The organism is Paraburkholderia sp. JHI869 (assembly GCF_038900775.1).
Lineage (GTDB): Bacteria > Pseudomonadota > Gammaproteobacteria > Burkholderiales > Burkholderiaceae > Paraburkholderia.
Genome location: NZ_JAYMSC010000009.1, coordinates 144602 through 159031 on the forward strand (window position 1 = coordinate 144602; position 14430 = coordinate 159031).

13 protein-coding genes and 1 pseudogene are annotated in these 14430 nt (G+C 66.0%); 12 read left to right on the top strand and 2 right to left on the bottom strand.

Going from position 1 to position 14430, the window contains the following annotated elements; all coding sequences use genetic code 11:
* The first annotated feature begins 147 nt into the window (after positions 1 to 147).
* The 6 genes from VSR72_RS17550 to VSR72_RS17575 all read left to right on the top strand — a co-directional run bounded on the left by VSR72_RS17550 (position 148) and on the right by VSR72_RS17575 (position 6901).
* Entirely contained in the window at positions 148 to 1116 is a 969-nt protein-coding gene (locus VSR72_RS17550; protein WP_342953613.1) for an AraC family transcriptional regulator, read from the top strand.
* A gap of 118 nt (positions 1117 to 1234) precedes the next feature.
* Positions 1235 to 2293 (top strand): sugar ABC transporter substrate-binding protein, encoded by a 1059-nt coding sequence (locus tag VSR72_RS17555; RefSeq protein ID WP_342953614.1) that lies wholly within the window; start codon positions 1235 to 1237, stop codon positions 2291 to 2293.
* Positions 2294 to 2353: 60 nt separating this feature from the next.
* A complete protein-coding gene (locus VSR72_RS17560; RefSeq protein ID WP_342953615.1) occupies positions 2354 to 3184 on the top strand; it encodes an ATP-binding cassette domain-containing protein in 831 nt (276 codons plus the stop codon).
* An 11-nt stretch (positions 3185 to 3195) separates the two neighbouring features.
* Positions 3196 to 4491, top strand: coding sequence for a sugar ABC transporter permease (locus VSR72_RS17565; RefSeq protein WP_342953616.1), 1296 nt, complete (start codon positions 3196 to 3198; stop codon positions 4489 to 4491).
* 34 nt (positions 4492 to 4525) lie between these two features.
* On the top strand, positions 4526 to 5254 hold the full coding sequence (locus tag VSR72_RS17570; RefSeq protein WP_342953617.1) for an SDR family oxidoreductase: 729 nt from the start codon (positions 4526 to 4528) through the stop codon (positions 5252 to 5254).
* 18 nt (positions 5255 to 5272) lie between these two features.
* The gene (locus VSR72_RS17575) at positions 5273 to 6901 is read left to right on the top strand and encodes an FGGY-family carbohydrate kinase (protein WP_342953618.1); all 1629 of its coding nucleotides are present in this window, start codon (positions 5273 to 5275) and stop codon (positions 6899 to 6901) included.
* A gap of 15 nt (positions 6902 to 6916) precedes the next feature.
* On the opposite strand, the gene VSR72_RS17580 is transcribed toward VSR72_RS17575, so the two are convergent.
* The gene (locus tag VSR72_RS17580; RefSeq protein WP_342953619.1) at positions 6917 to 8182 is read right to left on the bottom strand and encodes a multidrug effflux MFS transporter; all 1266 of its coding nucleotides are present in this window, start codon (positions 8180 to 8182) and stop codon (positions 6917 to 6919) included.
* Between the two features lie 189 nt (positions 8183 to 8371).
* On the opposite strand from VSR72_RS17580, the gene VSR72_RS17585 reads away from it, so the two are divergent.
* From VSR72_RS17585 to VSR72_RS17595, 3 genes and pseudogenes are all read left to right on the top strand, one after another.
* Positions 8372 to 8635: a DUF6723 family protein gene (locus tag VSR72_RS17585; protein WP_342953620.1), complete on the top strand. Its 264-nt coding sequence runs from the start codon at positions 8372 to 8374 to the stop codon at positions 8633 to 8635.
* Positions 8636 to 8856: 221 nt separating this feature from the next.
* Positions 8857 to 9990, top strand: a pseudogene (locus tag VSR72_RS17590) (aminotransferase class V-fold PLP-dependent enzyme); the annotation flags it as partial.
* Positions 9991 to 10060: 70 nt separating this feature from the next.
* The gene (locus VSR72_RS17595) at positions 10061 to 10867 is read left to right on the top strand and encodes a sulfite exporter TauE/SafE family protein (RefSeq protein ID WP_342953621.1); all 807 of its coding nucleotides are present in this window, start codon (positions 10061 to 10063) and stop codon (positions 10865 to 10867) included.
* A gap of 16 nt (positions 10868 to 10883) precedes the next feature.
* Here the strand turns inward: VSR72_RS17595 and gcvA are convergent, their stop codons facing one another.
* Complete coding sequence (gcvA, locus tag VSR72_RS17600) at positions 10884 to 11792, bottom strand: transcriptional regulator GcvA (protein ID WP_342953622.1); 909 nt, start codon at positions 11790 to 11792, stop codon at positions 10884 to 10886.
* Positions 11793 to 11970: 178 nt separating this feature from the next.
* Between gcvA and VSR72_RS17605 the strand changes: the two genes are divergently transcribed.
* From VSR72_RS17605 to VSR72_RS17615, 3 genes are all read left to right on the top strand, one after another.
* On the top strand, positions 11971 to 12774 hold the full coding sequence (locus VSR72_RS17605) for a hypothetical protein (RefSeq protein ID WP_342953623.1): 804 nt from the start codon (positions 11971 to 11973) through the stop codon (positions 12772 to 12774).
* 130 nt (positions 12775 to 12904) lie between these two features.
* On the top strand, positions 12905 to 13174 hold the full coding sequence (locus VSR72_RS17610) for a MoaD/ThiS family protein (protein ID WP_342953728.1): 270 nt from the start codon (positions 12905 to 12907) through the stop codon (positions 13172 to 13174).
* A gap of 15 nt (positions 13175 to 13189) precedes the next feature.
* On the top strand, positions 13190 to 14308 hold the full coding sequence (locus VSR72_RS17615) for an exo-alpha-sialidase (RefSeq protein WP_342953624.1): 1119 nt from the start codon (positions 13190 to 13192) through the stop codon (positions 14306 to 14308).
* Positions 14309 to 14430 lie beyond the last annotated feature (122 nt).

A 14430-nucleotide genomic window follows, 5' to 3' on the forward strand; every position in this document is an offset into this window, starting at 1 on the left:
GTATCAGTCTGCGGTCTGATTTTCAGTGGTGGATACGTGACGCGCCGGTTAATTTTCAGTCATGGCGGCGCGTCATTCGAAGGTAGGTCCAGCGTATGCGCGAGCAGCCGTCGCAGAACAAGAAAAAACCGTGCAGGAGGAGTCGAGATGCAAACCATTGGGGCAGCCACGGCGCGCACAACCGCGCCCCGCGCCACACATTCCCAGCCTGACCTCGAACTGGTCGCCGTGCCGCGCGACGAGTCGTTCAAGGTCTGGTCGCACGGCTACCCCTATCGGACGGTGCGCTGGCACTTCCACCCCGAGTACGAAATTCACCTCATCACCTCGACCACGGGCAAGTATTTCGTGGGCGACTTCATCGGCAGCTTCGCGCCCGGCAATCTCGTGATGATCGGCCCGAACCTGCCGCACAACTGGGTGAGCAGCGTGCCGCACGACGAGCCCGTGGACGAACGTTGCCTCGTCCTCCAGTTCGACGCCGATTTCATCGCACGCGCGATCGCGGCGTTTCCCGAATTCAGGCGCGTGGAGGCGTTGCTGGACGCGTCGCGCTGGGGCCTCTTGTTCACGCCGGAAACGGGCGCGTCCGCCGAGCCGATCCTGCGCGAGATGCTGGGCGCGCAAGGCATGCGGCGCGTCACGCTCTTCATCGACCTGCTCGATCTGCTCGTGCAAAGCGAGGAGCCCGCGGCGCTCGCGAGCGAGGCGTATCGAGCCGATCCGGCGCGCTATGCAGGCACGCGCATCAATCACGTGCTGGCTTTCATCGGCAAGAACCTTTCGCAGGAGTTGCGCGAAACGGAGCTGGCGGAACTGGCTGGGCAGAGCGTGAGCGCGTTTTCGCGTTACTTCCGCCGCCATACGGGCGTGTCGTTCGTGCGCTACGTGAACCAGCTTCGCATCAATCTGGCGTGCCAGCTGCTGATGTCAGGTGAACTGAATATCACCGACATCTGTTATCAGGTTGGCTTCAACAACCTCTCGAACTTCAACCGCCAGTTCCTGCTGCTCAAGGAAATGTCGCCGTCGCGCTGGCGATCGTATCAGCGGCTCAATGCCGCGAGCGCGGCTAGCAAGAGCGAAGCCGTGTACGGCTCGCCAGCGATCGGCTAGCGGATCGCCCAGCAAAAGGAGATTCAAACGCAGTGCCCATACCATGGACTGCGGAGGACGAACTCACACTTTCACCCGGCAGCCCGCCAGGCATTCCACCAAAAAACGGAGACACCCGATGACCCGACTTCACACCCAACTGATCGGCGCCGCCGCACTCAGTCTCGCCCTTGCGGGCATCACGTCGGCTTATGCCGCGCCGAGCGGCACGGTCGCGTTCCTGATGCCCGACCAGGCCTCCACGCGCTACGAGCAGCACGACTTTCCCGGCTTCAAGGCCGAAATGGGCAAGCTCTGCCCCGACTGCAAGGTGCTCTACCAGAACGCCAATGCCGATGCCTCGCAGCAGCAGCAACAGTTCAACTCGGTGATCGCACAAGGCGCGAAGGTCATCGTGCTCGATCCGGTGGACTCCACGGCTGCGGCCTCGCTCGTGCATATGGCGCAGAGCCAGGGCATCAAGGTCATCGCGTATGACCGGCCCGTGCCGTCCACGCCCGCCGATTACTACGTCTCGTTCGACAACGAGGAAATCGGCAAGTCCATTGCGCAGTCGCTCGTGCAGCACCTGAAGGAAGCGGGCGTCGCCGGCAGCAAGGGCGGCGTGCTCGAAGTGAACGGCTCGCCGACCGACGCCGCCGCGGGGCTCATCAAGAAGGGCATTCACGAAGGGCTGCAGGGCAGCGGCTACAAGACGCTCTCCGAGTACGACACGCCCGAGTGGGCGCCGCCCAAGGCGCAGCAGTGGGTGAGCGGGCAGATCACGCGCTTCGGGCCGCAGATCGTGGGCGTCGTGGCCGCGAACGACGGTACGGCAGGCGGCACCATTGCGGCCTTCAAGGCAGCGGGCGTGAACCCGGTTCCGCCGGTTACGGGTAACGATGCGACCACCGCGGGCCTGCAACTCATCATCGCGGGCGACCAGTACAACACGATCCTCAAGCCCAGCGAGATCGTGGCGGGCGCGGCGGCCAAAGTGGCCGTGGGCTTCCTCAGCGGCCAGCCCGTGAAGGGCGAGACGACGCTCTTCAAGACGCCCTCGCAACTCTTCAAGCCGGCCGTCATCACGCAGAAGAACATCAAGGCCGAAGTCGTGGACAAGGGCTTCGCGAACGCGAAGGACCTGTGCACGGGCCGCTACGCCGATGGCTGCAAGAAGCTCGGCATTGGCGGCTGATACGCATGGCTGGGCCCGGCGCGCGCCGGGCCTCGAAAGAATCGAAGAGGTACCCATTTCATGACTGACGAATCTACGAACCGCGCCACGGACCGCGCCACAACAAGTGGCGTGCCCGGCGAACTGGTGCTGAGCCTGCGCGGCGTCTCGAAGCACTTCGGCGCGGTTTCCGCCCTCACGGATATCGAACTCGACGTGCATGCGGGCGAGGTGGTCGCGCTCGTGGGCGACAACGGCGCGGGCAAATCGACGCTCGTGAAGATTCTGGCGGGCGTGCACCAGCCGAGCGCCGGGACGATCACGTTCCGCGGCCAGCCGGTGAACCTGTCCGATCCGGGCACGGCGCTCGACTTAGGCATCGCGACAGTGTTCCAGGACCTCGCGCTGTGCGAGAACCTGGACGTCGTGGCGAACATCTTCCTTGGCCGCGAGTTGAGCCCTTACCGGCTCGACGAGGTCACGATGGAAGTGAAGGCCTGGACGCTGCTCAACGAGCTTTCTGCGCGCATTCCCAGCGTGCGCGACGTGGTCGCCTCGCTCTCGGGCGGGCAGCGCCAGACCGTCGCGATCGCACGCTCGCTGCTTCTCGACCCGAAGCTCATCATGCTCGACGAACCGACCGCCGCGCTCGGCGTGGCGCAGACCGCCGAAGTGCTGAACCTGATCGAGCGCGTGCGCGACCGCGGGCATGCCGTCATCATGATCAGCCACAACATGGAAGACGTGCGCGCCGTGGCCGACCGCATCGTCGTGCTGCGCCTCGGCCGCAACAACGGGATTTTCTATCCCGACTCGTCGAACGCCGAGCTCGTGGCGGCGATCACCGGGGCGACGGAAAACGCGGTGTCGCGCCGCGCCGGCCGCCGCCAGGCGCAACAGGACGTGCAATGAAAGGAACGATCATGAGCAAGACTATCCATGGCGCTCCGCAGCCTGAAAGCCAGGACGCCCCCAAGCCGCAAGCGCAGCCCTCCACGCTGCTCGACCGCAGCGACGTGCGCGTGAAGCACGCGAGCGGAATTGGCGAGAGTGTGTCGGCATTCGTCGACCGCGTGCGTTCGGGCGACCTGGGTTCGCTCCCGGTCATTGCCGGGCTCGTCATCATCTGGACGGTGTTCACGAGCCTGAACCCCGTATTTCTCTCCGCCGACAACCTCGTGAACATGCTGTTCGACTGTTCGACGGTCGGCGTCATTTCGCTCGGCATTGTCTGCGTGCTGCTGCTTGGGCAAATCGATCTCTCGGTGGGCTCGATGAGCGGTTTTGCGTCGGCGCTCGTCGGCACGCTGTGGGTCAACGACGGCTGGCCGGTGTTGCTCGCCATCGTCGCCGCCATTGCGGTGGGCGCGGTGATCGGCGCGCTGTACGCGCTGCTGCTCAACTGGATAGGCATGCCAAGTTTCGTCTCGACGCTCGCGGGGCTGCTCGCCATTCTCGGCATGCAGCTCTACGTGCTCGGCTCGACCGGCTCGATCAATTTGCCCTACGGCTCGACGATGGTGAATTTCGGGCAACTGATGGTCATCCCGCCAATCGTCTCGCATGTGATTGCGCTGCTGCCCGGTATCGTGCTCCTGCTGCTCGGTATGCGCACGCGCTCGCGCCGCCATGCGGCGAGGCTCTCCGCGCCTTCGGTCGCGGGCCTGCTCGTGCGCGCGGCGGCGCTGACTGTGTTCCTCGAAATCGTCGTGGCCTATCTCAACCGTGGACGTGGCGTGCCGCTGATGTTCGGCCTCTTTCTCGGCCTCGCCGTCGTCATGCAGTACGCGCTCACGCGCACACGCTGGGGCCGTTCGATGCACGCCGTGGGCGGTAACCATGAAGCCGCGCGGCGCGCGGGTATCAAGGTCGGCGCGATCTATACAAGCGCTTTCGTGCTGTGCGCGAGCCTTGCCGCGATCGGCGGCGTGCTCACAGCAGCGCGCCTCGCTTCAGCAAGCCAGCAGGCCGGCACCGGCGACGTGAACCTCAACGCCATTGCGGCGGCCGTGATCGGCGGCACGAGCCTGTTCGGCGGGCGCGGCAGCGCATGGTCGGCAGTGCTTGGCATTATCGTGATCCAGTCGATTGCGAGCGGTCTCACGCTGCTGAATTTGTCGTCATCGCTGCGCTTCATGATTACCGGCGCCGTGCTGGCCATTGCGGTGATCGTCGATTCGCTTGCCCGCCAGTCGCGTGTTTCGCATGGCCGCGCCTGAGGCGCTGGAACCAGATTCAAGGAGAAAGTCACCCATGTCTGAATCGATCAAGGGAAAGGTCGCCGCCATTACGGGCGCGGCGTCCGGCATCGGCTTCGCGTGCGCGCGCGCGTTCGTGGACGAAGGCGCGAAAGTCGTGCTGATCGACCGCGCGCAAGACCGGCTCGCAAAATGTTGCGCGGAGCTGGGGCCCAATGCGCTGCCGCTCGCCATGGACCTGCTCAACCCTTCGGATTACGCGGCGATGGTGCCGAAGATCCTGGATCTCGCGGGCGGGCTCGATATCTTTCACGCCAACGCGGGCGCCTATATCGGCGGCGAAGTGGCGAGCGGCAATCCCGACGAGTGGGACCGCATGCTCAACCTGAACATCAACGCCGCGTTTCGCTCCGTGCATGCGGTGCTGCCGCACATGATCGCGCAGAAGGCGGGCGATATCATTTTCACGAGTTCGGTGGCGGGCGTCGTGCCGGTGGTTTGGGAGCCCATTTACACGGCTTCGAAGTTCGCGGTGCAGGCCTTTGCGCACACCGTGCGCCGCCAGGTCGCGAAGCACGGCGTGCGCGTGGGCGCGGTGCTGCCGGGCCCGGTGGTCACGGCGTTGCTCGACGACTGGCCCAAGGCGAAGATGGACGAAGCGCTGGCGCAGGGCAGTCTCATGCAGCCGAAGGAAGTGGCCGATTCCGTGGTATTCATGCTCACGCGGCCGCGCAACGTGACCATTCGCGACCTCGTGATCCTGCCGAACAGTGTCGATCTGTAAACACACAATCAACGAGCCATGACCTCAACTAACCAGGCTGGCGGCGCACGCCATACCGTCGGCGTCGACGTGGGCACGGGCAGCGCCCGCGCCGGTATTTTCGATGCCGCCGGACGCATGGTGGCGTCGGCGAAACACGACATCACCGTGTTTCATGAGAGCGGCGCAATTGTCGAGCAATCGAGCACGCAGATATGGAGCGCCGTGTGCCATGCCGTTAAGGAAGCGCTGGCGCAGGCCGCGATCCCGCCGCAGAGCATTGCCGGCATCGGCTTCGACGCCACCTGTTCGCTCGTCGTGCTGGGCGAAGGCGGCAAGCCGCTGCCCGTTGGTCCCTCTGAAGTGGCGGAGCGCGACATCATCGTGTGGATGGACCATCGCGCCGTGGAGCAGGCCGAGCGCATCAACGCCACGGGCCACGATGTGCTGCGTTTCGTGGGCGGCAAGATCTCTCCCGAGATGGAAACGCCCAAGCTGCTGTGGCTGCTGGAAAACCGGCCCAAAGTATTCGCCGCGGCCTGGCAGTTCTTCGACCTGACGGACTTCCTCACGTGGCGCGCCACGGGCGATCTCTCGCGCTCCACCTGCACCGTGACCTGCAAGTGGACTTATCTCGCGCACGAAAAGCGCTGGGACGAGAGCTACTTCCGCACCGTGGGCCTGGGCGTGCTCGCGGACGAAGGTTTCGCGCGCATCGGCCAGACGATCGTCGAGCCGGGCACGCCGCTCGGCAGCGGGCTCACGCCAGAGGCTGCCGCGCAGCTCGGCCTGCGCGCAGGCACACCGGTCGCGACGGGCGTGATCGATGCGCATGCGGGCGGCATCGGCACGGTGGGCGCGCAAGGGCAGCCCGAGGCGTGCCTCGCGTATGTGTTCGGCACCTCGTCCTGCACGATGACCACGACGCGCGACCCCGTGTTCGTGCCCGGCGTGTGGGGCCCGTACTACTCGGCGATGGTGCCCGAAGCGTGGCTCAACGAAGGCGGGCAGTCGGTGGCGGGCGCGGCGATCGAGCGGCTGCTCACGATGCATCCGCTCGCCGCGGAAGCCGCGCGCCGTGCGGCGAGCGAAGGCCAGTCGCTGCCGACGATGCTCGCCGGGCTTGCGGCGCAGGCCGCGGAGGGTTTGTCCGCGGCAGTGCGCCTCGCGCACGATGCGGGCTTGCACGTCGTGCCGGAATTCCTCGGCAACCGTGCGCCGTTTGCCGATCCGCACGCGCGGGCGGTCATTGCGGGACTCGGCATGGAGACGGACATGGAGAGCCTGGTCGCGCTCTATGTCGCGGGCATTGGCAGCATCGGCTATGGGCTGCGGCAGATCATCGAGGTGCAGGCCCAGGCGGGCGCGCCGATCGAGCAGGTGGTGATCAGCGGCGGTGCCGGGCGGCTCGACCTGGTGCGGCAACTGCTTGCGGACGCAACGGGTAAGCCCGTGCTGGCCACCCACGCCGAGGAGCCCGTGCTGCTCGGCGCGGCCATGCTGGGCGCCGTGGCGGGCGGGCTATACGAAAACGCGCGCGAGGCGATGGCTGCGATGTCGCAGATCAGCAAGGTCTACGCACCGGCCACAGGCGAGATCGCGGCGCTGCACGACTCGCGTTACCGCGCCTTCACGCGGTTGCAGGACGTGGCGCGCGCGATCAGGTAGTGCGGCGGCAGGGACTCACGCCGCCTCGCCGCTGCGCTGCGCGAGCGCGGCGGCGGCCTGACTCTGCGCGAGGTGGCGCAGCAGCTTCGTCACCATCACGACAACGGTGAGCGCGAGCACCACGAAGAACACCGCAAGCGGCGTGAGCACGTGCACGGAGACGAAGCCGGCGAGCCCCATCATCGCCGAGGAAACGAGCAGCAGCGCGCAGCCGAGAATCGCGCTCGTCAAGCCCGCGATATGCGGGAACAGCGAGTTGCCCTTCGCCATCAGCGTGGGATACATCGCGCCCGCGCACAAACCCATGACCAGCACCGGGATGGCGAGCGTCCATACGCGCAAGCCGACCGTGAGCGCGAGCACGAGCATGGCGATCGCAGCGCCCGCCATCACGCGCGAGCCTACCCGCAGACGCTGCTCCGGCGTGGGCAGGCGCGGGCCGTGCAGCCGGTTCGAAAGGCCGCCCAGGAAATACATCAAGCCAATGCCGAGCGCGAGATAGCCGAAGAACGTAGGCGGCTTGTGCAGCGTGTTCTGCACCATGAACGGCCCGATGATGTTGAACACCAGCAGGATGCTGTAGCACAGGCCCTGAGCGAGAAAGCAGCTCTGGAACACGGGGCTCGCAAGCACCTTGCCCGCATTCGCGATGAGCGTGCGCGGCTCCAGATGCACGGGTTGCCGCAAGGTCTCGCGAAATTTCCACAGCAGCACCCACATCACCAGCGAATAGACGAGCAGGAACACGAGGCACGACTTCCAGCCGAACAACTCCTGCAAATGCGCGCCAATCACGGGCGCGATGATCGGTGCGAGCCCCCAGGTGATCGACATGTAGGTGTAGGCGTGCATGAGCGCGGTACCCACGAACGTGTCGGTGATGATGGCCTTCGCGAGCAGGTTGGTCGCGGCAATGCCGAAGCCTTGCAGGCAGCGCGCCAGCACGAACGTTTCCAGATTCGGCGCGGCGAGCGAAAGCAGGCAGCCGAGCGTGTAGACCACGAGGCCGAACGCCAGCACGCGCTTGCGTCCCAACGCATCGGAAATCGGCCCGAAGATGAGCTGGCCGAGCGCGTAAGCCGCCATATACCCCGATACGCTCGACTGGATCGCCTGCGGCGAGGTCGCGAAGTAGCGCGCCATGGCCGGCAGCGCGGGCACGTAGATATCGATGGCGAGTTGCCCGGCGGAGGCGAACAGGCAGATCAGGAACAGCAGGAAGCGCGGCGAGTTCGCCGGGCGTGCGGCGGTGGCTGGACGTTCGGGCAGATCGTGAGTCATGACAGCATGAAAAGGGCGGATTCCGGTGCGGCGGCGCGGCGGCGTAGGCGCGTATTGTGCCTGTTATCGCTGACTTCCGTGCGGCGCCCCTCGCGCGGGCAGGGGTTCGCGCTGGCGGCAGTGGCATGCCAGGCGCGGCGTTTGCTGGATATGCGCGTATCTCGCCCTGGATAGACGCGGAGTGCCGACATGCCAGAGAAAAGGCCGAAACCGGCCATGCGCCGCCCGACCACCGCGGAAGACTATGACGTCTTCTGCGGCGAGCAGATCGACGGCGCGGGCCGCTACTACGGATTGCTGCGCATTCGCCGCAAGACCGATGGGCGGCTCATTTATCCGTTCGACGGCTGCCCGCGTCCGGGGCCTTGCGCAACGGGGCCGCTGGCGCGAGAACAGGCGCTCACGCTCGCCGATGAACTGATTCGCGCGGACATCGCGACACCCGAAGGGTGAGTCGGCGCGAGCGCGGATCGCGCCTTGCGGGCCCTCGTACGCGATACCGTCAATCGCGCCACCACGCTGCCTGGTCGAGCGCGTTGAGAATTTCATTTCTCGAGAGGCCCGTAGAGTAGAAATGGATACTCCGCTCTTTGGAGAATCCGCTTAAATTTGGAACCATTTTTTAGCGCCCGACGCGTAGCATTTTTCGAAATTCCGTTGTGCGAGAAACGAAGATGAGCGAGAAGGGCGATTTGCATTACTTTGACTATGCCGCGACCACGCCGGCGGACCCGCGCGTGATCGAGGCGATGTTCGGCTGTCTGGGCATGGAAGGCGACTTCGGCAATCCGGCCTCCAGCTCGCATGGCGCGGGCCAGCGGGCGCGGCGTCTCGTCGAAGTGGCGCGCAAGGACGTGGCGGCGCTCATCGGCGCCGATGCCGAGGAGATCGTCTGGACTTCCGGCGCAACAGAGTCGAACAATCTCGCCCTCAAGGGCTATGCGGACCGCGCGACGCAAAAGCGCCATCTCATCACGAGCCAGCTCGAGCACAAGGCCATTCTCGATACGATGACGAGCCTCGAAGCGCGCGGCATGGCCGTCACGCGCCTCGCGCCGAACGCGCACGGCGAAATCACGGCAGAGGCGGTGGCCGCCGCGCTCACGCCCGAGACCGGGCTCGTCTCGCTCATGCTGGTGAACAACGAACTGGGTACGCTCACGGACGTCGCGGCAATTGCGCGCGTGGTGCATGCCGCTGGCGCACTGCTGCACGTCGATGCGGCGCAGGCGCTCGGCAAGACGCCCATCGACGTGAAAGCGATGGGCATCGACCTCCTTTCGATGTCGGCGCACAAGGTGTATGGGCCGAAGGGCATTGGCGCGATCTATGTGAGCCGCGAGGCGTTCGAGCACATCGCGCCGCAGATGCACGGCGGCGGCCACGAGCGCGGCCTGCGCTCGGGCACGCTCGCTACGCACCAGATCGTGGGCATGGGTGTGGCCTGCGTGATAGCGCGCGAGTCTCTGCAAGCGGACAGCGAGCGCATTGCGCGGCTTGGCGAGCGCTTGCTGGCCGAGGTGCTCGCGTTGCCGGGCGTCACGCTCAACGCGGCGCGCGCGAAGCGCATTCCGCACACGCTGAGCCTCACGATCGATCTGTCGGGCTTCTTCCCGTTCCTGCTGACCGGCGACCTCGCGATTTCCTCGACTTCGGCCTGCAATTCGGCGGCTGGCACGCCTTCGCACGTGCTCACCGCAATCGGGGTTGGGGAGGAAGCGGCAAACCGCACGGTGCGCCTGAGCCTCGGGCGCTTTACGAAGACGGAAGACGTCGATTTCGCGGTGGACTGCATTCGTCGCGCCGTGGCGCCGTGCTTGCCGGCGGAAGCGGCGGTTTGATTTTGGCGTTCACAGTCACGATGACCATCGACATTCGATGATCGTTTCACTCGTTCTCGGCGCCATGATCGGCGCGTTGCTCGGACTCACGGGCGCGGGCGGCGGCATTCTCGCCGTGCCGGCCATCGTGGTGGGCATGGGCTGGCCGATGCAGCAGGCCACGCCGGTCGCGTTGATCGCCGTGGCGAGCAGCGCGGGGATCGGCGCGCTCGAAGCCTTCAGAAAGCGCCTCGTGCGCTATCGCGCGGCATTCTGCATGGCGCTGGCGGGCGTGCCGACCACGTGGCTCGGCGTGCGCCTCGCTCAAGCCATGCCGCAACGCCTGCTGCTCGCGCTCTTTGCCGGCGTGATGCTGTTCGTGGCGGTGCGTCTGCTGCGTCAAACCATCGGCAAAAAGCGGGCGCTTCAGGAAGCGTCGCCGCTCTGCGTGGGCCGCATCAATCCCGACACGGGGCGCCTTGTATGGTCCAAAACCACGGCGCTCGCGCTGGCTTCGACCGGCGCGTTGACGGGCTTGATGACGGGTCTGCTCGGCGTGGGCGGCGGCTTCATCATCGTGCCCATGCTGCGCAAGCTCACGAACATTTCCATGCACGGCGTCGTCGCGACATCGTTGATGGTCATTGCGCTCGTGGGTTCCGGCGGCGTGGTGGCGACGGTGCTGCATGGCGTGCCGCTGCGGCTCGACCTCACGCTGTGGTTCAGCGTCGCGACCGTCGTCGGCATGATGCTGGGCCGTCACGTCTCGCACCGCGTTTCCGCGCGGCATACGCAGATGGGCTTCGCCGCGATTCTGGTGTGCGTGGCGTGCGGCATGCTCGCCAAGGTGGCGCTCGGTTACTGACCGCGCCGGTCGATCGTCAACCGGCCTGAGCGAGAAAGAGCTGGATTTCGTCGGCGAGCCAGTCGCGCACGGCGCGCACCTTGGGGTCGTCGCGGCTGCCAATGCGAAACACGAGGTCATGGCCGCGCTCGGACTCGAGGCGCAACTGCGGGAACGGCGCGACCAGGCGTCCGGCCGCGATGTCGTCCGCCACGATCACGCTGCGCCCCAGCGCCACGCCTTCGCCGCGTATCGCCGCCTCGATCGCGAGGCTTCCATGACTGTAGGCCGTGCCGCGATCGCTGCGCACGCCGCTCAACCCCGCCAGCGCCAGCCATTGCTCCCAGTTCGCGAGCATGCCGCCTTCGTGCAGCAAGGTGCAGCGCGCGAGGCTCTCGACCGTCGCCATGCCGCCCATCTTCGCCCGATAGTCAGCACTGCAAACCGGTGTGACGGTTTCGTCCAGAATGCGCTCGGCCAGCACGCGCGGGTAGCGGCCGCTGCCGTAGCGAATCGCCACATCGACATCCGAGTCGTTGAGATCGACGTATTTGTCGGTTACGTCGAGATGGACGTCGAGTTCCGGATGGCGGGCCTTGAGGCGATAGAGGCGCGGCGCGAGCCAGCGGTTCGCAAAGGACACACTGGCGTTGATCTTCAGCCGCGTGACGCTGTCGTGCGTGCGCAGTCGCTCGGACTCCTTGGTCAATTCAGCGAGCGCGCGGTTGACGGCCAGCAGGAACTCGGCGCCCGCCTCGGTCAGGACGATGCGCCGCGTGAGGCGCTGAAAGAGCGCCACGCCCAGATGACTTTCGAGCGTCTTGATGTGCCGGCTCACCGCGCCATGCGTGACGTGCAGTTCCTGCGCCGCCAGCGTCATGCTGAGGAGCCGCCCGGTGGCTTCGAAGGCGCGCAGGGTTTGCAGCGGGGGAAGGCGGTCGAACATGGAGCAGGATGCGTGCGTGACGTGTGAGTTTCGCTCACGCATTATATGACGACAAATGGTTTGTCAGCCACATTGGCGCCCTTCAAGATGGCCATAAAGCTGCGGGACGTAACGTAACCAGCGCTACGCCCGCCGCGCATTCCTGAAAGTTGGCATTCTCCGCATTGCGTCGCTCATCATGGATCTTCTGCTTTTCAAGCTCGTCGTTACGCCTTTGTTGCTGTTGGCCGCCAGTCTTGCCGCTCGCCGCTGGGGCGAAGCGGTGGGCGGCTTGCTCGTGGGACTGCCGCTTACCTCGGGGCCCGTCTCGGTTTTTCTCGCGCTGGAGCACGGGCCCGCGTTCGCCGCGCAAGCCACGGCGGGCTCGCTCGTGGCGACGGCTGCGCAAGCGGCGTTCTGCGTGGCCTATTGCAGGCTTGCTGCGCGCGGATGGAAGGTGGCGCTTGCGGCCGCAGGCGCGACGTTCGCCCTCGTGGCCTTCGTGCTGCAATGGAGCGCGATGCCGGCCAATGGCCTTTATCTCTTCGCCATTCTGGCCATCGCCCTCGCGCTCAATCTCATTCCCAACAAGCCAGCGAGAACTGCGCGGCTCACGCCGCCGTGGTGGGATTTGCCTTCGCGCATGGCGCTCATCGCCGGGCTCGTGGTGAGCGTGACGCTGATCGCGCCTTATGTCGGACCGGAGGCGAGCGGCGTGCTCGCGTCGTTTCCGTTCATGGCGATCATCCTTGCGGTGTTCGCGCACCGCATGATCGGCCATGAGGCGGCGCAGCAACTCATGCGCGGCATGACTACGGGACTGCTGGGCTTCGCCTCGTTCTTCTTCGTGCTGAGCCTCACGCTCACGCGCTGGAACCTGCCGACCGCCTACGGCGCAGCCATTCTCTGCGTGCTCACGATCCAGGCGATTTCCCTGTACCGCATGCGCCTGCCGACGCCGTGTCTGCACGGCAAGACAAAGCCGGAAGGCAGCGCGTCGTAACGGCTGGCTGGCTTGCTGCACTGCATCGCAGGACATGGGCTTCGGCGCGCGCCAATGCGTCGAAGCCCACGGCGGATGGCCTAAACTACAGAACCAGCGGATGCGGCCACTTCCGCGCCGCCGGCCTGCCATGGCGCACATCTTCTTCGCAGCTTCGATTCAGCGGCACGTCGCGACGCCCGAGCGCGAGATCGACGCGCGCACGCTGCGCGAAGCGTTCGATGCCGTGTTTGCCGAGCAGCCTCGTTTGCGCGGCTATATCCTCGACGATCAGGGCGCATTGCGTAAGCATCTGGCGGTGTTCGTGGACGGCGTCCGGCTACGCGACAGGGAACATCTGAGCGATGCGATCGGCGACGAGAGCCGCGTGTATGTCGTGCAGGCGCTGTCGGGTGGATAAACACGAGGGCACGAGATGAGCGATCGACTGCTAGTCGCAACCCGCAAGGGGCTGTTCGTTCTGCAAGCCGATGGAGAAGGCGGCTGGACCATCGGTGAACCTGAATTCGTCGGCGAACCGGTGAGCATGGTGATGCCCGATGCGCGCGACGGTTCGCTCTACGCCGCGCTCAATCTCGGCCACTTCGGCGTGAAACTGCATCGGCGGCGCGCGGGCATGGCCCACTGGGAAGAGTGCGCGGTACCCGTCTATCCGCCGCAGCCAGCCGAGGACATTCAGGCCAATCAACCGGATGAATTGGGGCGCCTGCCCGCGCCCTGGTCGCTCCAGCAGATCTGGTCGCTCGAGCCCGGCGGCGCGGACGAGCCTGGCGTGTTGTGGGCGGGCACGATACCGGGCGGCCTGTTCCGCTCCGCCGACGGCGGCGACACCTGGGCACTCAACCGTCCGTTGTGGGACCGCCCTGAGCGGCGCGAATGGGCGGGCGGCGGCTACGATGCGCCGGGCATCCATTCGGTAATGGTCGACCCGCGCGACAGCCAGCACGTCACGGTGGGGGTGTCGTGCGGCGGCGTCTGGCAAACGGGCGACGGCGGCGCGACCTGGCGCCTCACCGCCGAGGGGATGGAAGCCGACTACATGCCGCCCGAGCGGCGCGGCGAACCGAACGCGCAAGACCCGCACCGCGTGGTGCAATGCGCGGCGAACCCGGACGTGCTGTGGACCCAGCATCACTGCGCGATCTTCCGCTCGACCGATGGCGCGGCCCACTGGCGGCGCATCGAAGCGCAGCCGTCCAGCTTCGGCTTCGCGGTCGTGGTGCATCCGCGCGAGCCCGATACTGCGTGGTTCGTCCCGGCCCAAAAGGACCAGTACCGCGTACCCGTGAATGGTGAATTTGTCGTCACGCGCACGCGCGACGGCGGCCGCACGTTCGAGCGCTTCTCGAACGGCTTGCCAGCCGCGCCGGCCTACGACCTCGTCTACCGGCACGGACTCGACATCGACGGCTCCGGCACGCGTCTCGCCATGGGATCGACCACGGGCGCGCTGTGGACCTCGGACGATGGCGGCGAAAACTGGCAACTCGTTTCGGCACACTTGCCGCCGGTGTATTGCGTGCGGTTCGGGTGACGGCGCCAGTCGATAAAATAGAGAGGATAACCAGGTAAATCGAGTAACGAACCAGACGCACATCGCTGCACTCGTAGCACCTCCTGGACCTCCTTCAGCGGCATCGGCCACAACCTGCCGCA

What these genes read in the sequence shown, in the direction of transcription:
- VSR72_RS17550 (WP_342953613.1), top strand. Translation starts at nt 148, where the DNA reads ATGCAAACCATTGGGGCAGCCACGGCGCGCACAACCGCGCCCCGCGCC.
- VSR72_RS17555 (WP_342953614.1), top strand. Translation starts at nt 1,235, where the DNA reads ATGACCCGACTTCACACCCAACTGATCGGCGCCGCCGCACTCAGTCTC.
- VSR72_RS17560 (WP_342953615.1), top strand. Translation starts at nt 2,354, where the DNA reads ATGACTGACGAATCTACGAACCGCGCCACGGACCGCGCCACAACAAGT.
- VSR72_RS17565 (WP_342953616.1), top strand. Translation starts at nt 3,196, where the DNA reads ATGAGCAAGACTATCCATGGCGCTCCGCAGCCTGAAAGCCAGGACGCC.
- VSR72_RS17570 (WP_342953617.1), top strand. Translation starts at nt 4,526, where the DNA reads ATGTCTGAATCGATCAAGGGAAAGGTCGCCGCCATTACGGGCGCGGCG.
- VSR72_RS17575 (WP_342953618.1), top strand. Translation starts at nt 5,273, where the DNA reads ATGACCTCAACTAACCAGGCTGGCGGCGCACGCCATACCGTCGGCGTC.
- VSR72_RS17580 (WP_342953619.1), bottom strand. Translation starts at nt 8,182, where the DNA reads ATGACTCACGATCTGCCCGAACGTCCAGCCACCGCCGCACGCCCGGCG.
- VSR72_RS17585 (WP_342953620.1), top strand. Translation starts at nt 8,372, where the DNA reads ATGCCAGAGAAAAGGCCGAAACCGGCCATGCGCCGCCCGACCACCGCG.
- VSR72_RS17595 (WP_342953621.1), top strand. Translation starts at nt 10,061, where the DNA reads ATGATCGTTTCACTCGTTCTCGGCGCCATGATCGGCGCGTTGCTCGGA.
- gcvA (WP_342953622.1), bottom strand. Translation starts at nt 11,792, where the DNA reads ATGTTCGACCGCCTTCCCCCGCTGCAAACCCTGCGCGCCTTCGAAGCC.
- VSR72_RS17605 (WP_342953623.1), top strand. Translation starts at nt 11,971, where the DNA reads ATGGATCTTCTGCTTTTCAAGCTCGTCGTTACGCCTTTGTTGCTGTTG.
- VSR72_RS17610 (WP_342953728.1), top strand. Translation starts at nt 12,905, where the DNA reads ATGGCGCACATCTTCTTCGCAGCTTCGATTCAGCGGCACGTCGCGACG.
- VSR72_RS17615 (WP_342953624.1), top strand. Translation starts at nt 13,190, where the DNA reads ATGAGCGATCGACTGCTAGTCGCAACCCGCAAGGGGCTGTTCGTTCTG.